General features: G+C 46.1%; 24 protein-coding genes and 1 pseudogene. 19 read left to right on the top strand and 6 right to left on the bottom strand.

Annotated features, from left to right (window positions below; translation table 11 throughout):
* The first annotated feature begins 9 nt into the window (after positions 1–9).
* A complete protein-coding gene (locus MHH76_RS16805) occupies positions 10–1,173 on the top strand; it encodes a MalY/PatB family protein (protein WP_043054452.1) in 1,164 nt (387 codons plus the stop codon).
* 26 nt (positions 1,174–1,199) lie between these two features.
* Here MHH76_RS16805 and MHH76_RS16810 read toward each other — a convergent pair whose 3' ends face one another.
* Positions 1,200–1,400: a hypothetical protein gene (locus tag MHH76_RS16810; protein WP_020452772.1), complete on the bottom strand. Its 201-nt coding sequence runs from the start codon at positions 1,398–1,400 to the stop codon at positions 1,200–1,202.
* 67 nt (positions 1,401–1,467) lie between these two features.
* Here MHH76_RS16810 and MHH76_RS16815 point away from each other — a divergent pair, with 67 nt between their 5' ends.
* Complete coding sequence (locus MHH76_RS16815) at positions 1,468–1,857, top strand: kinase-associated lipoprotein B (RefSeq protein ID WP_023856140.1); 390 nt, start codon at positions 1,468–1,470, stop codon at positions 1,855–1,857.
* A 27-nt stretch (positions 1,858–1,884) separates the two neighbouring features.
* Here the strand turns inward: MHH76_RS16815 and kapD are convergent, their stop codons facing one another.
* Entirely contained in the window at positions 1,885–2,502 is a 618-nt protein-coding gene (gene kapD / locus MHH76_RS16820) for a 3'-5' exonuclease KapD (RefSeq protein WP_023856141.1), read from the bottom strand.
* 310 nt (positions 2,503–2,812) lie between these two features.
* Between kapD and MHH76_RS16825 the strand changes: the two genes are divergently transcribed.
* From MHH76_RS16825 to MHH76_RS16835, 3 genes are all read left to right on the top strand, one after another.
* On the top strand, positions 2,813–3,991 hold the full coding sequence (locus MHH76_RS16825) for an MFS transporter (RefSeq protein WP_026580045.1): 1,179 nt from the start codon (positions 2,813–2,815) through the stop codon (positions 3,989–3,991).
* A 90-nt stretch (positions 3,992–4,081) separates the two neighbouring features.
* Entirely contained in the window at positions 4,082–5,959 is a 1,878-nt protein-coding gene (locus MHH76_RS16830) for a transglycosylase domain-containing protein (protein ID WP_186442244.1), read from the top strand.
* A 31-nt stretch (positions 5,960–5,990) separates the two neighbouring features.
* On the top strand, positions 5,991–6,389 hold the full coding sequence (locus MHH76_RS16835) for a thiol-disulfide oxidoreductase DCC family protein (RefSeq protein ID WP_033155026.1): 399 nt from the start codon (positions 5,991–5,993) through the stop codon (positions 6,387–6,389).
* Between the two features lie 50 nt (positions 6,390–6,439).
* Here MHH76_RS16835 and MHH76_RS16840 read toward each other — a convergent pair whose 3' ends face one another.
* On the bottom strand, positions 6,440–6,997 hold the full coding sequence (locus tag MHH76_RS16840; protein WP_020452777.1) for a YufK family protein: 558 nt from the start codon (positions 6,995–6,997) through the stop codon (positions 6,440–6,442).
* A 186-nt stretch (positions 6,998–7,183) separates the two neighbouring features.
* Here MHH76_RS16840 and malK point away from each other — a divergent pair, with 186 nt between their 5' ends.
* The 7 genes and pseudogenes from malK to MHH76_RS16875 all read left to right on the top strand — a co-directional run bounded on the left by malK (position 7,184) and on the right by MHH76_RS16875 (position 13,487).
* On the top strand, positions 7,184–8,785 hold the full coding sequence (gene malK, locus MHH76_RS16845; RefSeq protein ID WP_023856146.1) for a malate sensor histidine kinase MalK: 1,602 nt from the start codon (positions 7,184–7,186) through the stop codon (positions 8,783–8,785).
* Positions 8,778–9,485: a response regulator gene (locus MHH76_RS16850; RefSeq protein WP_025809726.1), complete on the top strand. Its 708-nt coding sequence runs from the start codon at positions 8,778–8,780 to the stop codon at positions 9,483–9,485. Before malK ends, MHH76_RS16850 begins: the two co-directional genes overlap by 8 nt.
* A 52-nt stretch (positions 9,486–9,537) precedes the next feature.
* Positions 9,538–9,727 (top strand): annotated as a pseudogene (locus MHH76_RS16855) (ABC transporter permease); the annotation flags it as partial.
* A 284-nt stretch (positions 9,728–10,011) separates the two neighbouring features.
* On the top strand, positions 10,012–10,548 hold the full coding sequence (gene pssA, locus MHH76_RS16860; RefSeq protein WP_020452780.1) for a CDP-diacylglycerol--serine O-phosphatidyltransferase: 537 nt from the start codon (positions 10,012–10,014) through the stop codon (positions 10,546–10,548).
* 6 nt (positions 10,549–10,554) lie between these two features.
* Entirely contained in the window at positions 10,555–11,037 is a 483-nt protein-coding gene (locus MHH76_RS16865; protein ID WP_020452781.1) for a DedA family protein, read from the top strand.
* A 42-nt stretch (positions 11,038–11,079) separates the two neighbouring features.
* On the top strand, positions 11,080–11,871 hold the full coding sequence (locus tag MHH76_RS16870) for a phosphatidylserine decarboxylase (protein WP_025809729.1): 792 nt from the start codon (positions 11,080–11,082) through the stop codon (positions 11,869–11,871).
* A gap of 272 nt (positions 11,872–12,143) precedes the next feature.
* Positions 12,144–13,487 (top strand): 2-hydroxycarboxylate transporter family protein, encoded by a 1,344-nt coding sequence (locus MHH76_RS16875; RefSeq protein WP_023856149.1) that lies wholly within the window; start codon positions 12,144–12,146, stop codon positions 13,485–13,487.
* Positions 13,488–13,546: 59 nt separating this feature from the next.
* Here MHH76_RS16875 and MHH76_RS16880 read toward each other — a convergent pair whose 3' ends face one another.
* Positions 13,547–13,780, bottom strand: a complete 234-nt coding sequence (locus MHH76_RS16880) for a hypothetical protein (protein ID WP_043054453.1) — start codon at positions 13,778–13,780, stop codon at positions 13,547–13,549.
* Positions 13,781–14,025: 245 nt separating this feature from the next.
* On the opposite strand from MHH76_RS16880, the gene MHH76_RS16885 reads away from it, so the two are divergent.
* The 7 genes from MHH76_RS16885 to mnhG are packed head-to-tail and all read left to right on the top strand — an operon-like array spanning position 14,026 to position 19,792.
* Positions 14,026–16,428, top strand: coding sequence for a Na+/H+ antiporter subunit A (locus tag MHH76_RS16885; RefSeq protein WP_023856151.1), 2,403 nt, complete (start codon positions 14,026–14,028; stop codon positions 16,426–16,428).
* Positions 16,425–16,856 carry a Na(+)/H(+) antiporter subunit B gene (locus MHH76_RS16890; protein WP_003184834.1) on the top strand — a complete coding sequence of 144 codons (432 nt, stop codon included), beginning with the start codon at positions 16,425–16,427 and terminating at the stop codon, positions 16,854–16,856. The genes MHH76_RS16885 and MHH76_RS16890 overlap by 4 nt, the downstream gene beginning before the upstream one ends.
* Entirely contained in the window at positions 16,856–17,197 is a 342-nt protein-coding gene (locus MHH76_RS16895; RefSeq protein ID WP_020452785.1) for a Na(+)/H(+) antiporter subunit C, read from the top strand. Before MHH76_RS16890 ends, MHH76_RS16895 begins: the two co-directional genes overlap by 1 nt.
* Positions 17,190–18,668: a Na+/H+ antiporter subunit D gene (locus MHH76_RS16900; protein WP_025809735.1), complete on the top strand. Its 1,479-nt coding sequence runs from the start codon at positions 17,190–17,192 to the stop codon at positions 18,666–18,668. The genes MHH76_RS16895 and MHH76_RS16900 overlap by 8 nt, the downstream gene beginning before the upstream one ends.
* Positions 18,669–18,673: 5 nt before the next feature.
* Positions 18,674–19,150, top strand: coding sequence for a Na+/H+ antiporter subunit E (locus MHH76_RS16905; protein WP_020452787.1), 477 nt, complete (start codon positions 18,674–18,676; stop codon positions 19,148–19,150).
* Positions 19,150–19,434 carry a Na(+)/H(+) antiporter subunit F1 gene (locus MHH76_RS16910; RefSeq protein WP_003184842.1) on the top strand — a complete coding sequence of 95 codons (285 nt, stop codon included), beginning with the start codon at positions 19,150–19,152 and terminating at the stop codon, positions 19,432–19,434. The genes MHH76_RS16905 and MHH76_RS16910 overlap by 1 nt, the downstream gene beginning before the upstream one ends.
* Complete coding sequence (mnhG, locus tag MHH76_RS16915; protein ID WP_023856153.1) at positions 19,418–19,792, top strand: monovalent cation/H(+) antiporter subunit G; 375 nt, start codon at positions 19,418–19,420, stop codon at positions 19,790–19,792. The genes MHH76_RS16910 and mnhG overlap by 17 nt, the downstream gene beginning before the upstream one ends.
* Positions 19,793–19,828: 36 nt before the next feature.
* On the opposite strand, the gene MHH76_RS16920 is transcribed toward mnhG, so the two are convergent.
* Together MHH76_RS16920 and MHH76_RS16925 are read right to left on the bottom strand one after the other, a co-directional pair.
* On the bottom strand, positions 19,829–20,218 hold the full coding sequence (locus MHH76_RS16920) for a hotdog fold thioesterase (RefSeq protein WP_009329508.1): 390 nt from the start codon (positions 20,216–20,218) through the stop codon (positions 19,829–19,831).
* Between the two features lie 16 nt (positions 20,219–20,234).
* Complete coding sequence (locus tag MHH76_RS16925) at positions 20,235–20,873, bottom strand: response regulator transcription factor (RefSeq protein WP_003184849.1); 639 nt, start codon at positions 20,871–20,873, stop codon at positions 20,235–20,237.
* Between the last annotated feature and the right edge of the window lie 65 nt (positions 20,874–20,938).

A 20,938-nucleotide genomic window follows, 5' to 3' on the forward strand; every position in this document is an offset into this window, starting at 1 on the left:
GGTGAGATCATGGATTTTAATACAGAACATAACAGACGCGGGACCCAGTCTGTGAAGTGGGACTTAACACAGGAATTATTCGGTGTAGATGACGCGCTTCCAATGTGGGTGGCTGATATGGATTTCCGCGCCCCCCAGCCCGTTATCGACGCTCTTCAGCAGCGCTTGGAGCACGGGGTTTTTGGCTATACATCTGCAAGCGCGGGCACGAACGAAGCTGTCACCGATTGGCTCAGCCGCCGGCACGGATGGAATACTGAACCGGTGCTTATCACTTTCAGCCCGGGCATTGTAACAGCGCTAGCCCAAGCGGTGCAGGCGTACACAGAGCCCGGCGAGCGGGTGGTCGTACAGCCGCCTGTATATACGCCGTTCTTTGATATTGTTGAAAAAAACGGACGGGTTGTGTTACACAATCCATTAATCGAAAAAGACGGCCGCTATGAAATGGATTTTTCCGACCTTGAAAAAAAGCTTGGGGAACCGGATGTGAAGATGTTCATTCTTTGCAATCCGCACAATCCTTCCGGACGTTCATGGTCGAAAGAAGAGCTGACAACGCTGGGCGAACTCTGCCTTAAACACGGTGTCACAGTTGTTTCCGACGAAATCCATTCAGACCTGATGCTGAACGGACTGAACCATACGCCGTTCGCCTCTTTATCTCCGGAATTCGCGGATATTTCGATCACATGTATTGCACCGAGCAAAACGTTTAACTTGGCCGGGTTGCAGGCCTCAGCCATCATCATACCCGACAAGGCGAAGAGAACCGCCTTTGCAAAAGTTATGCAGCGTCAGGGACTGCATTCTTTAAATACATTTGCAGTTGCAGCAATCGAAGCGGCCTATTCAAAAGGCGAACCGTGGCTCGATCAGCTTATCCCTTACATCGAACGAAATATGGAAGAAGTCCGCCGCTTTTTAGCAGAGGAGCTGCCCGAGGTCCGCATGATGGAGCCAGACGCCTCTTACTTGGCATGGCTTGACTGCCGCAAGCTCGGATTGACGGATCAGGACATCAAACGGCTTCTCCTTCATAAAGGAAAGCTGATTCTGGAGCCGGGACCAAAGTACGGACCGGGCGGAGAAGGATTCGTCAGAATGAATGTCGGATGTTCGCTCTCTGTTGTAAAAGACGGGCTCAGACGTCTGAAGACCGCTTTTTCATAAGCGTTCCGGCTGAAAAACGGGCGCTTCTAAGAGCGCTTGTGGATGGTTTCATTCAATTCTCTTTCCAGCTTTTCCGCTTTTTCAGCTTCTTTTTTGGAATGTTTAATGATCAGCCGGAATACAACAATTGCGATGATAAAGAAAACGGCCAGCGTAATAAAAGAAGGGATATATTCTCTTTTGTCTTCAGGAAAATAGAGCATAAACTGAATCAGAAACGGCGCCATTTTTCTTCCTCCCTGAAATGATTTTTTTACCATTTATTTATTATGATACCATTAGGAGGCAGATGCAGTGAACAACCAATTTCAAGTCGGCGATCGTGTAAAGGGCTTTTATAAGACAGGCGTCTACATCGGCGAAATTACGGATGTTAAACCGATGCACTACCTTGTCAAAATCCTCGCCGTGCTGACCCACCCGAAGCAAGGCGATCTTCACCATCCCAACAAGGCAGACGTCCCTTTTTTTCATGAACGAAAAGCGCTCGCTTTCGGTGAACAGACAAATATCCCGCATCGTATGGTGAAGCCGTTCGATGAAGCTGTACCGGATTATGCGGATTCGCTCCGCTCAGCTTTAAACCGTTTAAAAACGGATCTGCAAAACGATTCGTCCGAATACGCGGCAAAATCGCTTGAACTTATTCATGCGCTTGAAAATGAATATTTCCCGCACAAATAACCCAATCTGTTCGCCAGATTGGGTTATTTATGTGGCGTGCGGAAAAACTTTTGAAAGATCAACCCGTTCGCCGATCGTCGTCGGTTTCGGATTTTCCAAATACTTCTTATCCCGTTCTACGAGCCGAAACAGCTTATACGTTGTCATCGCGTCGTCTAGCGCTTTATGCTGTTTTCCCGTTCCTGAATCGCCGTACTCTTCCGCTGCTTTCCACAAATTCGTCAATGTTTTGTCACCAAAGAATTCCTTGTACTCCATGGAAAGATCCCTCATCTCTCCTTTAAACGGAAACGGAACATGGTTGAACATGCAATTTTGCTTCAGCACTTTCATATCCATGTTTCCCCATGTAATGATGGCGCTGTTTTGGTCAGGATCAAGCTCCCGCAGCTTTTCAATCAACGCGTTAAACGTGATGCCTTGGTCAACCTGTTCCTGCGTAATGCTGAGAAATTTTTTGCAGCGCCTCGTTAATTTAGGGAACTTCTTCGGCTTAATATAGCTTGAAAATGTCTCAACCACCTCATCATGAACCGCCTTTACAATCCCTGCTTCTATGATTTCCGGGAAAAAATTTTGCGGGTGATACTTTCCCTCAGGCATTGTAAATTCAAAATCAATAATCAGTAAGGTGCTCGCTTCCAACTTTCACACCTGCCTTTCTATCTCAATATAAAAAACTTATGGATGTAGCGCAACGGATGGAAATCGTCCAAGCCTAAAGCCTTCTGAATGTTTTCCAAAGTACGTTCATATTTCTCTTATTATATCATTATATTTCTATATTTAAGGTTTTAATTTCTGAAAATGTTGAAAATTCCTTCAAATACCCAATTTTCATTTTTCCAATGAGCAGCGATTCCATACAGCTTCCACATTTCATTTATAATGAAGGAAATTCAAACTTTTTAAGAAGGTGATTCGCATCTCTGTTTATAAGAAAAACCTTGTGATCATGTGGTTCGCGAATTTTTTCGTGGCCGCAAGCTCTACAATGGTTCTGCCGTTTCTTTCCCTCTATATCGAAACGCTCGGCAGCTATTCGGACGGATTTACGGCAAAATGGAGCGGATACGTTTTCGGCGTCACATTTTTGATGGCCTTTTTGGTTTCTCCTTTTTGGGGAAGGTTCGGAGATAAACACGGCTATAAAAAAATCCTCTTGATCACGGGCACCGGCATCGGCACTTGCATTCTTCTCATGTCCCTTGTCTCTTCCGTATACGAACTGTTTTTTTTGAGAATGGCGATGGGGCTCGTAACCGGGTTCATTCCCACTTCCCTTGCCATGATTTCGGCTCAGACGCCGAAAAAAACGGCTGGCAAAGTGCTCGGCACGCTGCAGATGGGCACGGTCTCAGGAGGGTTATTCGGCCCCTTGCTCGGCGGTCTGCTCGCCGATCGCGTCGGTTTTACATATACGTTTTTCATTACGGCATTTGCCATTTACAGCGCGGTTTTCCTCGTGTTTACCGGAGTGCGTGAACGTCCTTTGAAGGCGAAGCGCGATGCCTCCGCCGGGTATACGAGAAAGCAGGTGCTGCAGACGATTTTGCACCAGCGCCCGCTGATTACGGCGATGATCCTCACCGCTGTGATTCAAGTGGGAAACTTCAGTGTTCAGCCGCTGCTCGCCTTATATGTCAGCGAGCTGCACGGAACTGACAATCTCGCATTTTTCTCAGGGCTGGCTTTTTCTGCAACCGGCCTTGGAAGCCTTCTCGCCGCGAGAAAATGGGGCGTCTTAGGCGATCGGTTCGGCCATGGAAAAATATTGATGATTCTCGCGCTGGCTGCCGCGGTTTGCGTTATTCCGCAAGGACTTACATCTCAGTATGAAATGCTTGTGTTCTTCCGCTTTCTGTTCGGAATCGCGCTTGGCGGGATGATTCCCTGCATCACCGCCTTAATCCGAGTTGAATCTCCGGGGCCTATTCAAGGGGAAGTGCTTGGCTATAATGTAAGTTTCAGATTTTTGGGCAATGTCATCGGCCCGGTGCTCGGCGGCGTTCTTTCCAGCTTTTTCGGAATTTCTTCCGCTTTTTACGCAACTGCCGTCCTCTTTTTCGGCGGAGCATGCCTTCTGATATTCCAAAGGTCCCAGCAAAAAAAATCAGAGGCAAAAGCAAGCTGAAATCGGATAAAAAACTGCCAATCTATCAAATTATCCTTCTCGATATCAAAAAAGAATGGTACGATATGGCTAGAATTTAGCGAAAAGAGAGTGACAAAGTTGCGTTCATTTTTTGGATGGATTTTTCTGTTGATGTTAATTCCTATATTTGTCTTTACCTTAATGGCCTCCGGCCGGGAAGCTCAGGATATGAAGCCTCTCGATCAGGTGCTCGATGAGAAGATCAATATAAAAGATATCGGCCTTGTACAAAACAGCTACATGTATGACAGGGACGGCGCCCTGATTTCAGAAATTGTTTCAGATCACCAAAACCGGGTATTTGTCCCCTATAAAAATATCCCTGATCATGTGAAGCAGCTGTTTCTCACTTCAGAGGATCGGCATTTCTTTCAGCATAAAGGCTTTGATTTTATCGGAATGGCCCGGGCCGCCGCAGCCAATGTCAAAAAAGGCGGCATTGATCAGGGAGCCAGCACGATTACACAGCAGCTTTCGAGAAACTTGTATTTGAACCATGAACGAACCTTCGACCGCAAGTTCACAGAGCTCCTGTATTCCTATCAGCTGGAAAAAAAGCTTTCAAAAGAAGAAATTTTTGAGAAATATTTAAACACGATCTATTTTAATCATGGGGTCTACGGAATTGGATCCGCGTCTTATTTCTATTTCAGCAAGCCTTTGAAATCTCTCAACCTTGCCGAAACGGCGTTTATTTGCGCGATCCCTAATAACCCTACATTATATGATCCTTTGAAACATTTTGACTACACAAAAACCCGCCAAAAGCGGCTGCTTGAAGGGCTGAAAAAAGCGGGCGTGATCACTGAAAAAGAATACAGCAAAGCCGTAAAGCAAAAAATTACGCTTCATGTAAAAGAAAAGAAAGACGCTTATCCCGACTATACGACTTATGTCAACGAGGAATTCACCAAATTGGTGTCTGCTTCGGAAGGGTTTGACGAACGGCTGAAAAAGGCAAAAACAAAAGAAGAAAAGAAAAAAATCGAAAAAGAGCTGTCTAACCGCATCAGCTCCCTCACGACGAGCGGGATCAAAATTTATACGGCGCTCGATACCGGGATGCAAAACCGGGTCGTCCAGCAAGTGAATAATCGCCTCCCTTATGAAGGCGTACAAGGCGGAGCGGTGGTGATCAACCACCAAACCCATCAAATCGTCGCCATGTCCGGCGGGAAAAACTATAAAAAGTATGATTACAACCTGGCATTCCAGGCATACAGGCAGCCGGGATCATCGATTAAACCGCTCCTTGACTACGGGCCGTACATTGAAGAAACGGGTGCGACGGCAGGCAGCATGATTGACGCAAGCAAATTTTGCAGCAAAGAATACTGTCCGAACAACTTCAACGAAAGAACATACGGAACCGTGTCGATCAAGACAGCCTTTAAAAATTCGTATAATACACCGGCCGTACGAATGTTGAACCGAGTCGGCGTGCAAAAAGGATTCAGCTATTTAAAACCGTTCGGATTTGATAAAATCGTTCAAAACGACTACCGTCTTCCTGCTGCACTGGGCGGATTTACATGGGGTTTCTCACCGCTGGAGATGGCCGATGCCTATACGACTTTCGGCAATAACGGCAGCTATACATCCAGCCATGCCATCACAAAGGTGACGGACTTAAAAGGCAAAACGCTTTACAAATGGAAAGACAAACCGCAGCAAGTATTCAGCATGCGGACAAACAACCAAATGCGCGAGCTCTTATCAGCGGTTGTCAAAGAAGGAACCGGTAAAAAAGCGAATTTCAGCGGCGGATATGTAGGAGGCAAAACCGGAACATCCAACGGGTACAGAGACCTTTGGTTTGTCGGATTGACGGATACGTACACAATGAGTGTATGGGTCGGAAAAGAGGCAAAAGGCAATGTCGAGTATCTGCATCACGCGGGACCTCAACTTTTAATCTGGAGAGGAACGCTTGCATACGCATCTTAAATCAAAAAAGGGGTGGCTGAAAGTGGCTGATATGCCTGAGCGAATCGTTCTGTTTGACGGCGTGTGCAACTTTTGCGACGGAGCCGTTCAATTCATCATCAAGCATGATCCAGAAGGCTTATTTTCATTCGCTTCCCTGCAATCTGATGCCGGGGGGAAGCTGCTCAAGCAATATCAGCTCCCCTCCGATCATTTTGACAGCTTTATTTTGATCGAAAACGGACGGGTATATCAGAAATCAACCGCGGCCTTGCATGTGGTGAAAAGCCTTCCTGGTCTTTGGCGGGCCGCTTCCGCCCTCTTGATCATTCCCAGACCGCTACGGGACGCCATCTACAGCGTGATTGCGAAAAACCGTTACAAATGGTTTGGGCAAAAAAGCGAGTGCACCATTCCCGGTCCTGAGATCAGAAAACGATTTTTGTCATAAAAAAACCGGAGCCGTCGGACAAACGTCCGCGCTCCGGTTTTTTGCATGGCTCAAACGGGCAGGCTCGCCATGACGCTGTTATATAGCTTGATGACGATATACACCGTGCCGATTAAAAACGTAAACCAAAACAGCAGCTCAAACATAATAAAGCCGATTAATGACATAAATGAAAGCGTGCTGTGGATCGCATAAACGATAAAAATTAAATATACGAGTGTTGCGAGTAAAAAAAGCGCTGCAATTCCAGCGGCATATTGGACAAAAATAAAGGATAAAAGGCTTGCTCCCAGATACACGGCAGAACCGACCCTGATTTTCCTCAGGTTCGCTCCTTCAGGATCTTTGGCGAAAAATAAGAGGGCAAGCTCTGTCACTGTATTGGCAATCAGCTTCAAAGCGGAAAATACCATGAAAAAAATCAGCGTAAACACAGCAAACAAAGCCATCCGGATGCCGCTCTCAGAGAAAAACTCGAGCATTCCTTTGTAAATGCCGAGAGAAGACAGTATCCCCATGGCATAGATAACGGAAGAAATCGCAAGAGATGAACTGAAAAGAAGAATTGCGATAAAAGGAAAAAAGCCTGTTACATACGTATTTTTCATAAAAAAAGTCCCTTTCTGATATGTTCCTCATTCATTATGTACGACTTAGGACCTGTTGACAAGAATATTTTCCATATTTTTAATTTCTGCTGTTCGCGGCAGAAAGGGGCAGGTTTCTTCACAAATTCGCCATTTACTTGTAAAGTATTATGTGTTGACTAATCAATAGATCGCGAGGAATCGCCGTTGAAAAAAACATTAAAACTGCAGACACGATTAACGATATTTGTCTGCGTCGTCGTTTTGATTTCTTTATTGATCGCGTTTTTTATGGTCGGTTCCGAGACCGCAAGGAACATTCGGGAGCAGGAGCAGCAGATTGCCCTGCAGACGGCGGAGATGGTCGCCGAAGCTCCGATTACGGCGCAATCGCTGGAAAGCGGCGAATACGATGAGCTCCGAACATACACCGCCCGCGTTCAAAAAATCACCGAGACTGAATTCGTCGTTGTCATGGATATGAACAGCATCCGTAAAACCCACCCGGATCCGAATAAAATCGGAAAGAAATTTGCCGGCGGGGACGAAAAAGAAGTGCTGAAAGGCCGCCGCCACATTAGTACGGCAAAAGGCACGCTCGGTGAATCACTGAGGGCTTTTGTTCCCATTTATAATAAAACGGGCAGCCAGGTCGGAGCGGTAGCGGTCGGAATCACCCTTAACGAGATTGAGCAGATCACCCAGCAAAATCTCCGCCCTTTATATACGGTTATCGTCCTCAGCATCTTCGCCGGAATCATCGGAGCTGTCATCGTGGCGAGGAAAGTAAAAACGATTATGTTCGGTATGGAACCGTATGAAATTGCAACGCTTTTGAATGAACGAAGCGCGATGCTTGAGTCGACAAAAGAAGGGATACTCGCCGTTGACCGAACAGGAAAAATCAAGCTCGCCAACGCGGAAGCGAAGCGCCTGTTTCATAAAATGGGGATCGAAGAGAATCCGATCGACCGGGATGTCACCGACATCTTGCCAAACAACCGCCTGAAACAAGTGATCGATACTCAGAAGCCCGTTCTGGACCGCGACGTTAGAATCAACGGGCTAGAACTTGTCTTTAATGAAGTTCCGATCCACTTAAAAAAGGGAAACATCGTCGGAGCGATTGCCACATTCCGCGACAAAACCGAAGTGAAGCACTTAGCTGAGCAGCTGTCCGGTGTTAAAATGTACGCAAACGCGCTCAGGGCGCAGTCGCACGAGTTTATGAACAAGCTCCACGTGATTCTCGGTCTCGTTCAATTAAAGAACTACGACGAGCTTGGAAACTATATAAAAGACATTGCGATCTATCAGCAGTCTGAAGCGAGCGAAATTATCAACCATATTAAAAACTCGGTGCTCGCCGGCTTTTTGCTCGGCAAGCAGAGCTATATCCGGGAACAGGGGGCCTCGCTGGAGGTTCATTGCAGCACGAGGATTCCGGATACAGCCAACACAGCGGTGATACACGATTTAATCACCGTTATCGGGAACCTTCTCAACAATGCCCTGGATGCCGTTTCCGCAACTGATAAGAAAAATATCTCGATTTCATTCCGCCACCATGACGGACAGCTTGATATTGAAGTCACGGATACGGGAGTCGGCATATCCAAGGAGGAACAGCAGAAAATGTTTGATCAAGGCTTTTCAACAAAGGGCTCCAACCGGGGGTTCGGGCTTTATTTCGTCGAACAAAGCCTTGAAAATTTAAATGGACATATCATCGTGACAAGCGAAAAGAATGAAGGAACGACATTCAGTCTCCGCATTCCGTATGAACCAAAGGAGGATGACCATGATTGATGTATTAATTGTTGAAGATGACCCGATGGTAAGAGAGCTGAATAAACGTTACCTCAGCCAGGTAGAGGGATTTCAGCTGAAGGGAATTGCCGCTTCTTTTCAAGAGGCTCTCACCTTCCTCCGGGAAGAGCACATCGATCTGATCCTGCTCGATATTTATATGCCGGGCAGGAACGGCGTCGAGCTGCTCACTGAGATCAGACGCCAGAATCAAGCTGTCGACGTGATCGTCATCTCAGCGGCCAGTGAAATGGATGTTGTTCAAAAAACGCTGCGGTACGGGGCTGTCGATTACTTAATCAAGCCGTTCGAATTTGAGCGGTTTCAAAGCGCCCTAATCGATTACAAACGGAAGCAGCAGCTTTATGCAAGCAACCGGAATATCAGCCAAAAAGAGCTGGATTTCGAACTTTTTCAAAAAAAACGCGCACCCGAAAAGATGCATTTGCCAAAAGGGCTGACCAAAAGCACGCTGAATCTCATTTGGTCAAGCATCAGATCGTTTGACAGCTTGACGTTCACAACAGAAGATTTGGCCAATCACACGGAAATCTCTCAAGTTTCAATTCGCAAATACTTGAAGTTTCTGGAGGAAATCGAAGTTCTCAACGTAGAAATGGCCTACGGCACGATCGGCAGACCGGTTTTCCAATATAAATTAAATACAAATGACTTGAACGTGATTAACCAATATCTATAACATGTCCCCTCCCCGCCCGCTGCTTCCTAAAGACAGCGGGCGTTTTTTTGTGACGGTCACGCTTGACTTCTCGCATGCCGCCGTTACCGGACAAGGATTTATCGCGCTCGCTGCGCTTAGGGTTCGACCCAATCGAATCCGCTCTGTTCTTCGGCTTCGCTCAAAGCTATCAACAGCATCGGGTCCACGCTTCCCTTCTTTAAAGAAATACCAAGCGTCTGATGCTGATTTCGCCTTGCGTTTGACGATTCCCGCGCTGGCCTGATATATCGGCTTATATTAAAGGAAAACGCGAACCGAACGATAGAATAAGAGAGCGTCTGCTCTCTTATTCATTTTTTTGTTACCTTAACAAAATATAAATTTTTTTGACGCCGCCAGTGTCTTTACCACTTTTATGGTATGATGAAAAAGTCTGGTTATCAATCATTTCAGGAATTTTATTGCAGACAGGAAGCAAATCGTATACAATTTAATATTGTTTAATTTCTATATAAAACGTTTTTATTTAAAGGATGCGAAAACATTGAATAAATCAGTCATACCTTCTTTAATTACGATTGGAAACTTTGTTTCGGGCATCTCTTCAATATTGCTTGCATTCAGAGGGTATTTATTCTTAGCCATTATATTTGTTCTGATCGGCGCTATCTTGGACAGCCTTGACGGCATGGCCGCGCGCAGATTAAATGCCGTCAGCCCGTTTGGAAAAGAATTGGATTCTTTGTCTGATATTATCACTTTCGGAGTCGCCCCGGCCATCATCACCTATTCAATCGTTTTTTATGATGCACCGATCTTAGGCCTTCCTTCGACATTGTTATTCCCTGTTTGCGGAGCGCTTCGGCTGGCGCGATTTAATATTCAATCAGAGAACCAGGATTATTTTACAGGCCTTCCGATCACCGCAGCCGGAACAATTCTGGTTTGCTTAAACCTTTTATCAGAGATCCTTGGCAAAAAGCCGTACATTTTGATTATGCTGTTCCTGTCCTTTCTCATGGTCAGCAAAATCAAAGTCATCAGCCTGAAGGGGAAAAAACTATTGAAGAAAGTGAGCTAGTTTTTCATGGAGTTGGCAAAAGAATTGATTTCCCAATACGGGTATTTTGCGATATTCGGGATGCTTGTTCTCGGAATTGTAGGCCTGCCGATACCCGATGAAGTCATGATGACATTTGTCGGTTATCTGTCTTCTATTCATCTATTAAACTATGAGCTGTCTCTTTTGATCAGCTTTTCAGGTGCGGTATCAGGGATGCTCATCAGTTACTTTCTAGGGAAGAAAATCGGTAAACCGCTGCTCGATAAGTTCGGGAAATGGATCGGTCTGACGCCGAAAAGACTGGACACCGTGCACCGCTGGTTTGAAAAATACGGCCCGTGGACGATTCTTTTCGGCTACTTTGTTCCCGGAATCCGCCATGTGACATGCTATCTGTCCGGCATGAACGAGATGGACATGAAAAGGTTCCTGATTTATGCCGGATCAGGGGCTTTTATTTGGTGTCTCGTTTTTATTACGATCGGATACACAATCGGCGTGATTTAAATACCGCTTGCATCCCGTGTGATCAGTAAAGGAGTGAACAGCTTGAAAAAGCGGCTTTACCGGTTTTTGATCGAGTTGACGAATAAAAAGGGCGTGTCCCGGATGCTGAAAAAGTTTGCTCAGTCAAAGCTCAGCAAACCTCTCATCCCCTCCTATATCAAAACCTTTCATATCAATACAGAAGAGATGCAGGAAGATGTCCGCTCTTTTAACAGCCTGCACGAGCTGTTCATCAGAAAATTAAAGAGCGGTGCACGCCCCCTTCCCGCTGAACCAAACAGCCTGGTCAGCCCTGTGGACGGAGTCATCGAAGAAATGGGCGCCATCACGCGCGACAAGCAATTTACCGTCAAACAAAAGCTCTATTCCGTAGAAGAAATGATCGGGCGATCCGAGATCGTGAACCGCTATATCGGTGGAACCTATATCATCATCTATTTAAGCCCGAGGGACTACCACAGAATTCACAGCCCGGCTGACGGTACACTTGAAACGCAATATTCGCTGGGAAGCACGTCTTACCCCGTGAATCAAATCGGTTTGACCTACGGAAAATCGCCGCTGACAAAAAACTACCGGATGATTTCCGAATTTAAGCATCAATATGGGTCCGCCCTGCTTGTGAAGGTCGGGGCGATGTATATTAACTCGATCGTGATGCTCGAGGAGTCAAAAGAATGGCGTCAAGGCGACGAAATCGCATATTTCTCTTTCGGCTCGACCGTTATCCTGCTGTTTGAAAAGGATACCTTTATTCCTGATGAGCGCCTTCACCCCTCTCTTCAAGTGAAAATGGGAGAGGCGTTAGGATCTCTTGTCAAAAGAAAATCATAATGCAAAACCCCCGAAAACAGTTTCGGGGGTTTTTTAAATTGCTGCTTTAAAAAAGCTTTCTCCCCGGACAGGGAATTCCCTTTTTTACCTGGATACGACCCCCCAATAAATCAAAAGACCTATAAATTGATCAAAATCAAGCAGATTCCTCCTCTTTTCCCGCTCTTTTTCGCTTTAATTTAATTATCAATCGATTATTTTAATTTAAAAAACGCACAGAATTGACACTTTTCTTCTACAATTGAACACATACAAACATGGGGGTGTTTTTGATGGAAGCAGCAAAAGATTTGAAACCGATTACAAATCACGGTCATAAAGAAAATAAAAATTTTTTCCAGAAGTTGATCAATTGGAAAATCGGCGTGATTCCGTTTCCGCTATACATTGCGCTTGCGCTGATTATTTTTCTGGCAGCTTACTATAACGAATTGCCGAATGACATGCTTGGCGGTTTCGCGATCATTATGATTCTCGGTATTATTCTCGGGGATGTTGGACAGCGCATTCCGATTTTAAAAGATATCGGCGGACCTGCCATTCTCTCGCTGTTTGTTCCTTCGTTTTTAGTCTTTTTCAAAGTGCTTAACCCCGCATCTATGGAAGCGGTTACGACTTTGATGAAAACGTCGAATTTTCTGTATTTTTACATCGCATGTTTAGTCGCGGGAAGTATTTTAGGAATGCATCGCACGGTTCTGATTCAAGGTTTTATGAGAATGTTCGTTCCGTTGTTGGCCGGGACGGTCGCAGCGGTTGCCGCCGGTATTCTCGTCGGTCTGTTGTTTGGCTACAGCCCTTATGAAGCTTTCTTCTTTATTATTGTACCGATTATTGCCGGAGGCATCGGCGAAGGAATCCTGCCGCTGTCACTCGCTTACTCGCAAATTTTGGGACAATCCACAGATGTATTTGTTTCACAGCTCATTCCGGCCGCTATTATCGGAAACGTCGTTGCCATCATCTCAGCCGGACTGATGAAAAAGCTTGGCGAAAAGCGGCCTGAGCTGAATGGTAACGGCAGGCTCGTCAAATCGAAAAAAGACGATGAAATTTTCAACCAAAAAGAAGAGGAGCCGAAAATCGATTTGAAATTAATGGGTGCCGGCGTTTTAATCGCATGTTCCTTCTTCATTTTCGGCGGTTTGGTCTCCAAGTTCATCGCAATTCCGGGAGCGATCCTGATGATCATCGCGGCGGCTGCCGTAAAATATGCAAAGCTTCTGCCTGCAAGCATGGAAAAAGGCGCACACCAGCTTTACAAATTCATGTCATCAAGCTTCACTTGGCCGCTGATGGTCGGGCTCGGCATTCTTTACATCCCGCTTGATGATGTGGCGTCCGTTATTTCCCTGCGCTTCATCGCCGTCTGCGCTTCAGTCGTCATTGCCATGGTGACATCAGGCTACTTTGTCGGCAAATTAATGAACATGTACCCTGTTGAATCAGCGATTGTCACCGGCTGTCACAGCGGTCTCGGCGGTACGGGGGACGTGGCTATTCTTTCGGCTTCAGGCCGGATGGGGCTGATGCCGTTTGCGCAAATCTCAACGCGTCTCGGCGGGGCAGCAACCGTCATTATGGCGACCGTTTTACTAAGGTTCTTCACCTCGTAAGGGCCGCATAAAAAAACAAAAAGGAGTCTGATCTATACGATCGGATTCCTTTTTTGTTTTCAGCGTTTCTCAACTCTGATATATTCTCTCGGTTTAAAGGGAGCTCTTTCTTTTCCCGTTAAGGACTGATCTTCCGCTCCCGTCTGAAGCGGCGTGTAATCCCCGCGATATTGAGGGCCTTCGTCCGTTCCTATCCCCGGATTCTGTTCACGCGTCATTTCCCTGTTGATCATAAACGCTCCCGCAAAAAGCGAACAAAATAAACTTAAGCTGATAAAAGCTTTCCTTCTCATCTTTCATCACCTCAAATTCATCTTGTTCAAAAAAACTTTCCATTATACAAATGCCGCATTTTTTGTTAAAATTGTTTTCAGGTTCATAAGACCGCATAAACCGCGGTTATCATGAGATCATGCAGCCGATTAAAATTTGAGTTATAATTTGTCTAGGTCACCAGTTCTAAAAAAGTACATAACGTTTGAAAATTTTAGTATGGAACAGAATGTATTTATACATGCTACCTTAAAGGGAGGTTAATATGACGGCTTTACATATTGCAATTTTATCGCCTTTTGCACTCGCCTTTTTGATTCCGCTATTGGCGAAAAACGTCAGAAAGATTCATACAGGCTGGTTTGTCCTGGTTCTTCCTGTTCTATTATTTATTTATTTTTTCCGCATGATCAAAATGACGGCGGATGGCGGAACATTAAAGGCTGTACTGGAATGGATTCCGTCCTTTGGCATTAACTTTACCGCATACGTTGACGGACTCGGATTGCTATTCGCCCTTCTGATTACAGGGATAGGGTCTTTGGTTGTCCTTTACAGCATCTATTATCTATCTAAAGAAAGAGAGCAGCTCGGACCGTTTTACGTTTATCTGCTCATGTTCATGGGGGCAATGCTCGGCGTTGTTCTCGTTGATAACGTCATTGTACTTTATTTATTTTGGGAATTGACCAGCATATCGTCTTTTTTGCTCATCGGCTATTGGTACAAGCGGGAAAAATCAAGATACGGCGCGACAAAATCGATGCTTATCACCATTTTCGGCGGTCTTTCCATGCTTGGAGGCTTCATTCTTCTTTACACGATTACGGGTTCATTCTCGATCAGAGAAATGATCAACCAAGTTGATTTAATTTCGGGCCACGGCTTTTTCATTCCGGCTCTCGTGCTGGTGTTAATCGGAGCCTTCACTAAATCTGCGCAGTTCCCTTTTTACATCTGGCTTCCAGACGCGATGGAAGCACCAACGCCTGTAAGTGCTTACCTGCACTCCGCCACGATGGTAAAAGCGGGAATTTATATCGTTGCAAGATTCACCCCTGTGTTCGCTTTTTCCGGGGAATGGTTTTGGATCGTGTCCCTCACGGGGATTGTCACGCTTTTCTGGGGTTCGTTCAACGCCGTCAAGCAGACTGATCTAAAAGCGATACTTGCCTTTTCTACGGTCAGCCAGCTCGGAATGATCATGTCGATGCTCGGCGTCGGTGCCGCAGCTTTGCACTATCAAAATTTTGAATACTATATGGTTGCAGTGATCGCTGCCGTTTTTCACTTGATCAACCACGCGACATTTAAAGGCAGCCTGTTCATGGCGGTCGGAATCATCGATCATGAAACGGGAACGAGGGATATCCGCAAGCTCGGCGGTCTGATGACGATCATGCCGATTACGTTTACGATTACGCTGATCGGCGCGTTTTCAATGGCTGGTCTGCCGCCGTTCAACGGCTTTTTGAGCAAGGAAATGTTTTTCACCAGCATGCTCAGGATTACGGATTTTAATTTGTATAACGCCGACACATGGAGTTTTGTGCTTCCTGTTCTGGCTTGGATCGGAAGCGTGTTTACGTTCATTTACTGCATGGTTCTGCTGTTTAAAACGTTCGGGGGGAAATATCAGCCTGAAAAACTTGAAAAACAAGCGCATGAGGCTCCACTCGGCATGCTGATTTCGCCGATTGTCCTCGTCTCTCTCGTGGTGATTTTTTTCTTTTTCCCGAACATTCTGTCATACAGCATCATTGAACCGGCTGCATCGTCGATTATGCCGACCCTTTTGGACGGAGACGAAAAATTCAAGGTTCATATTTACATGTGGCACGGCTTTTCATCTGAACTCTACATGACAATCGGCGTCGTTGCTCTCGGCGTTCTCGCCTATTTGACCTTGTCAAAATGGCGGAAGGTCTACGGCCTCTTCCCGGAAAAACTGACGCTCAACAAACTGTACGACAGCTCGTTGTCTGGGCTTGAAAAAGGCTCCAACAAGATTACAAGAACGTATATGACCGGGTTTCTTCGCGATTATCTCGTCTATGTTTTTGTCTTCTTTATCGTGATCATCGGCGGATCGCTCGTTGTTACCGGAGGCTTTTCATACGATGTGAAAGGCAATGCTTCAATCGGCATCTATGAGCTTGTTTTGTCAGCCGTCATGATTGCCGCAACATTTACCACCGTTTTCGCAAGATCAAGACTGACGGCGATTATCGGGCTCGGCGTCATCGGCTACACGCTTGCGCTGTTCTTCGTCATTTTCAGAGCGCCGGATCTCGCGCTGACGCAGCTGATTATCGAAACGATTTCAGTCGCATTGTTCCTGCTTTGCTTCTATCATTTGCCGAAGCTCAGATTCAAGCCGAAGTCGGCTAAGTTCAGGGTCACAAATGCGCTTGTCTCGGTCGGAGTCGGAACTGTTGTGACGCTGCTCGCACTTTCTGCAAACAGCCAGCGCTCCCTTGAAAGCATCGCATCGTATTTTATTGAAAACAGCTATAAACTCGCGGGCGGCCACAATATCGTCAACGTGATATTGGTCGACTTCAGGGGATTTGATACATTGTTTGAAATTACTGTACTTGTCATAGCCGCTTTAGGAATATACGGCATGATCAGGCTCAGAATGGGGAAAGGAGGGGAAGAGCATTGAAAAAGGTTCAGACGAATGATGTGATCCTGCAAACCGTTACAAAGATTGCATCCTTTATCATTCTGCTCTTTTCTTTCCATCTGTTTTTTGCCGGCCATAATAACCCGGGCGGCGGTTTTATCGGCGGATTGATGACGGCGTCTTCGCTCGTCCTTCTGCTGCTTGCCTATGATTTAAAAACGGTGCAGAACATTTTGCCCGTCAACTTTATCTATGTGGCGGCCGTCGGCTTATTCATTTCCGTTTCCACCGGAATCGGCTCATTTTTATTCGGCGCTCAGTTTCTTTCCCACGCGTTTGATTACTTTAACCTTCCGCTCTTGGGGAAAACGGAGCTTGCCACCGCGGTATTGTTTGATATCGGGGTTTATCTCGTAGTGGTCGGCGTGACCATGACCATTATTCAGACGATTGGGGAGAGAGAATAATGGAGATTTTAATGTCTTTTATTGTAGGAATTTTGTTTATGGCGGCGACATATCTCTTGCTTTCAAAAAGCCTTCTGAGGGTGATTATCGGAACTGCCGTTCTCAGCCATGGCGTCCACCTGCTTCTGCTGACAATGGGAGGGTTAAAAAAAGGTGCGCCTCCCATTTTAAATGAAGAGTCGTCAACCTATGTCGACCCTCTCCCTCAGGCGTTGATTTTAACGGCGATCGTCATTGCTTTCGGGGTCACCTCGTTTCTCCTGGTCATGGCTTTCCGCGCCTACCAAGAGCTGAAAATGGATGATATGGATCAAATGAGGGGAAATGATCAACATGAATAATCTTGTAATTCTGCCAATACTGATTCCTTTAATGGCCGCAGTTCTACTCATCTTTATGAACAAGTCGATCGTGCTGATGCGTGCATTCAGCGCCATATCTTCCATTGCGGCGATCGCGGCGGCCGCTGTTCTTGTGCAGACCGTCTATACGGACGGAATCCAGACCTTATATCTCGGCGGGTGGAAGCCGCCGTTCGGGATCAGCCTTGTCGCTGATCAATTCGCCAGCCTTCTGGCGTTAACGACAGCCATTATCGGATTTCTGACGGTTCTTTATTCGTTTCGCTCCATCGGCGAAAAACGCGAGCGTTTCTTTTATTATCCCGCGGTCCAGTTCCTGCTTGCCGGAGTTAGCGGCGCTTTCTTAACCGGGGATTTGTTTAACCTGTTCGTATTTTTTGAGGTTCTCCTGATGGCTTCGTATGTGCTGATCGTCATTGGCGGCACGAAGATCCAGCTGCGGGAATCTCTGAAGTACATCGTCTTTAACATTATCTCTTCCGCCCTCTTTGTCATCGGAGTCGCTTATTTATATGCGGTGACGGGCACATTAAACATGGCGGATTTGAGCGTTCGGATCAGTGAATCGGGCCAAACCGGGCTGATCACGGTCATCGCTGTTTTATTTTTGATCGTCTTCGGTTTAAAAGGCGGCATTTTCCCGCTGTATTTCTGGATGCCTGGTTCTTATTATGCGCCGCCTGCCGCTGTGTCCGCACTGTTTGGCGCACTTCTGACCAAAGTCGGCCTATACGCGATCACAAGGGTGTTTACATTAATTTTCACCCAAGACGCGGCTTTTACTCATCAATTAATGGTCTGGCTTGCGGCCCTTACGATCATCTTCGGTGTCATCGGCTCGATCGCCTACTGGGATGTTCAAAAAATCATTATCTACAATATTGTGACTGCGGTCGGTGTGATCTTATTCGGTATCGCCGCCAATACGCCGGCTTCGATCGAAGGATCTGTCTACTATCTGATTCATGACATGATCATTAAAGGAGCGCTGTTTATGCTTGGCGGAGCGCTGTTTACTCTGACAGGGACAAACAACCTGAAAAAAATGAGCGGCCTGATCAAAAACCATCCGGTGCTCGGCTGGATGTTTATGATTTCAGCTGTTTCATTGGCAGGGGTCCCTCCTTTCAGCGGATTCATCGGCAAGCTGAAAATTGCAGAGGGCGGCTTTCTAAGCGGTGAATTCGTGATTACGCTGCTGATGCTTTTATCCAGTCTGCTCGTCTTGTATTCCGTCATGAAAATATTTATCAACGGCTTCTGGGGGGATGAACAGGAAGATGCTCCGGCCAAAAGACCGCTAAAAGGCTACATGTATCCGGCAGCGGTACTGCTCTTTCTGTCGCTTGCCATCGGACTCGGAACCGAGCTTATCGCGCCGTATTTCCATCAGGCGGCTGATACGCTCGTCAACCCCGAAAAATATATTGAAGCCGTTTTGAAGGAGTAGATCGCATGGCATTACAAATATTGTTGAACTTTATTCTTGCGTTGTGCTGGATGTTTCTGAACAATGACTACACTGCTGCCGGGCTTGTCGTCGGTTATGTGATCGGATTATTCTCGCTCTTTCTGATGAGGCGTTTTTTCCGCCGCCGCTTTTACTTAATTAACATTTGGGCGATCATTAAACTGCTGTTTATTTTTATTAAAGAGCTCGTTCTCGCAAACGTCAGCGTATTAAAGACGATCTTATCCCCAAGGTTAAAAAATAAGCCCGGCATCTTCGCCTTCAAGACAGACCTTAAAGCGGACTGGGAAATCACGACATTGGCGAACCTGATTACGCTGACACCGGGCACATTGGTTGTTGATATCTCTGATGACCGTTCGATTCTTTATATTCATGCGGTCGATATCGATGATGCTGAGAAAGCCATCAGTGATATCCGCATTTCGTTTGAAGAGGCCATTAAGGAGGTAAGCCGCTGATGTTTGAATTTATTTTGCAATTGTCACTCGGCATTTTGGCGGTCTCCACTTTTCTGTATGTCCTGAGGGTCATTAAAGGGCCGAGCATCCCGGACAGAGTGGTGGCGCTTGATGCGATCGGCATCAACCTGATCGGAATTACGGCTCTCGTGTCCATCTTGTTAAATACGACAGCATATTTGGAGGTCATCCTCTTGATCGGTATTCTGGCCTTTATCGGCACCGTCGCATTTTCTAAATTCCTTGAGAAAGGAGAGATTATCGAAAATGATCGAAGCCGCTAAATTGCTTATCGCCGTCTTGGTCCTTCTTGGCGCACTGATATCGTTAGCCGCTTCCTTTGGAACGCTGCGGCTGCCTGACGTATACTCAAGAATCCACGCCGCTTCTAAAGGAGCGACATTGGGGATCATCAGCGTGCTGCTCGGCGTATTCTTTTACTTCTGGTTTCTGCACGGCTTCATTACGGCCAAAGTGCTGCTCGGTATCGTCTTTGTATTTCTGACGTCTCCTGTAGGCGCCCACCTGATCGCAAGGGCCGCCTATAACACCGGCGTAAAAATGGAAAAGAAAAGCGTACAGGACGATTATGAAGGCAACAGAAATTTTCTGATTAAAAAGAAGGAAGATTCCTATTTATAAAAAGAAAACTCGCCCTAAAAGGCGAGTTTTTTTGGTTTACGATGAAGGGCGGCTGATGACCGCCATCGTGCACCTGGACGTGCAAATCAGGCTGTCTTGCTCATCGCGTATTTCAATTTGAAACACCATTGTTGATTTGCCTACATGCAGAGGCGTTGCGACCGCTTTAACCGTTCCGTCTTTCACCGATTTAATATGGTTGGCGTTGATCTCAAGCCCGAAGCATGCCTGCTCTTTTGGATCGATATGCTGATATGCCCCGATACTTGCCACCGTTTCAGCAAGCGCAACGGACGCACCTCCATGCAGATAACCGAATGGCTGACGCGTTCTTTCGTCGACAGGCATGACCGCAACACACCGCTCTTTGCTGCATTCCTTCAACTCGATTCCCAACGCTTCAAGAAGTGTATGTTTCGTTTCCATCACAATCGTCCCTTCATCAAAGTACGCCTTCAGATTTCGCGATTAAAACAGCCTCTGTCCGTGATCCTACATTCAGTTTGCTGAATACGGAAGTCAGACTGTATTCGATCGACCGCTTGCTTAAATGAAGCGCATCAGCGATTTCCTGATTTGTATAGCCTTTTTCGACTTCTTTTAAGATCAGGCATTCCCTTTCAGTCAAAAGATCGTGCTGGGTCTGCTGGCTGTTTGACTTCGATTTTTGCTGTGTTATCAGCTGCTTGAAATAATCATAATCGACGACAATTTTATTATCCAGTACCTGATATATGTACTCTATAATCTTTTCCTTCGATTCCGTTTTGCTGATGGCGCCGTGCATGCCGGAACGAATCGCCTCTTCAAAATAATCTTCGACTTCATAGCCTGTGTAAACGATAATTTTGCATGATGAACACGTCTCAAGGATTTTCTTAGATAGGTCCATGCCGTTGATTTCACCCAAATTTAAATCCATTAAGATCAGGTCATACGCAGAAAAATCATGCTTCTTGAGAAATTGTTCGCTGGCTTCAGGGCTGAGGCAATCGACAACAAAGTCCTGGTTCGTTTCAAGAATTGCCTTCGTCCCCTCCATGACAGCCGGATGATCATCGATCACAAGTAATCTTCTCATAATTTCCTCCCTTTTGCGTAACCTTGCCCTATCACCATTTTATAGAAAAAACTTGGCGGATGCCA

It is taken from the genome of Bacillus sp. FSL L8-0193 (genome assembly GCF_037976065.1).
GTDB classification, from domain to species: domain Bacteria; phylum Bacillota; class Bacilli; order Bacillales; family Bacillaceae; genus Bacillus; species Bacillus paralicheniformis.

What these genes read in the sequence shown, in the direction of transcription:
- MHH76_RS16805 (WP_043054452.1), top strand. Translation starts at nt 10, where the DNA reads ATGGATTTTAATACAGAACATAACAGACGCGGGACCCAGTCTGTGAAG.
- MHH76_RS16810 (WP_020452772.1), bottom strand. Translation starts at nt 1,400, where the DNA reads ATGGCGCCGTTTCTGATTCAGTTTATGCTCTATTTTCCTGAAGACAAA.
- MHH76_RS16825 (WP_026580045.1), top strand. Translation starts at nt 2,813, where the DNA reads ATGTGGTTCGCGAATTTTTTCGTGGCCGCAAGCTCTACAATGGTTCTG.
- MHH76_RS16835 (WP_033155026.1), top strand. Translation starts at nt 5,991, where the DNA reads ATGCCTGAGCGAATCGTTCTGTTTGACGGCGTGTGCAACTTTTGCGAC.
- MHH76_RS16840 (WP_020452777.1), bottom strand. Translation starts at nt 6,997, where the DNA reads ATGAAAAATACGTATGTAACAGGCTTTTTTCCTTTTATCGCAATTCTT.
- MHH76_RS16850 (WP_025809726.1), top strand. Translation starts at nt 8,778, where the DNA reads ATGATTGATGTATTAATTGTTGAAGATGACCCGATGGTAAGAGAGCTG.
- MHH76_RS16865 (WP_020452781.1), top strand. Translation starts at nt 10,555, where the DNA reads ATGGAGTTGGCAAAAGAATTGATTTCCCAATACGGGTATTTTGCGATA.
- MHH76_RS16875 (WP_023856149.1), top strand. Translation starts at nt 12,144, where the DNA reads ATGGAAGCAGCAAAAGATTTGAAACCGATTACAAATCACGGTCATAAA.
- MHH76_RS16880 (WP_043054453.1), bottom strand. Translation starts at nt 13,780, where the DNA reads ATGAGAAGGAAAGCTTTTATCAGCTTAAGTTTATTTTGTTCGCTTTTT.
- MHH76_RS16885 (WP_023856151.1), top strand. Translation starts at nt 14,026, where the DNA reads ATGACGGCTTTACATATTGCAATTTTATCGCCTTTTGCACTCGCCTTT.
- MHH76_RS16895 (WP_020452785.1), top strand. Translation starts at nt 16,856, where the DNA reads ATGGAGATTTTAATGTCTTTTATTGTAGGAATTTTGTTTATGGCGGCG.
- MHH76_RS16900 (WP_025809735.1), top strand. Translation starts at nt 17,190, where the DNA reads ATGAATAATCTTGTAATTCTGCCAATACTGATTCCTTTAATGGCCGCA.
- MHH76_RS16905 (WP_020452787.1), top strand. Translation starts at nt 18,674, where the DNA reads ATGGCATTACAAATATTGTTGAACTTTATTCTTGCGTTGTGCTGGATG.
- MHH76_RS16910 (WP_003184842.1), top strand. Translation starts at nt 19,150, where the DNA reads ATGTTTGAATTTATTTTGCAATTGTCACTCGGCATTTTGGCGGTCTCC.
- mnhG (WP_023856153.1), top strand. Translation starts at nt 19,418, where the DNA reads ATGATCGAAGCCGCTAAATTGCTTATCGCCGTCTTGGTCCTTCTTGGC.
- MHH76_RS16920 (WP_009329508.1), bottom strand. Translation starts at nt 20,218, where the DNA reads ATGGAAACGAAACATACACTTCTTGAAGCGTTGGGAATCGAGTTGAAG.
- MHH76_RS16925 (WP_003184849.1), bottom strand. Translation starts at nt 20,873, where the DNA reads ATGAGAAGATTACTTGTGATCGATGATCATCCGGCTGTCATGGAGGGG.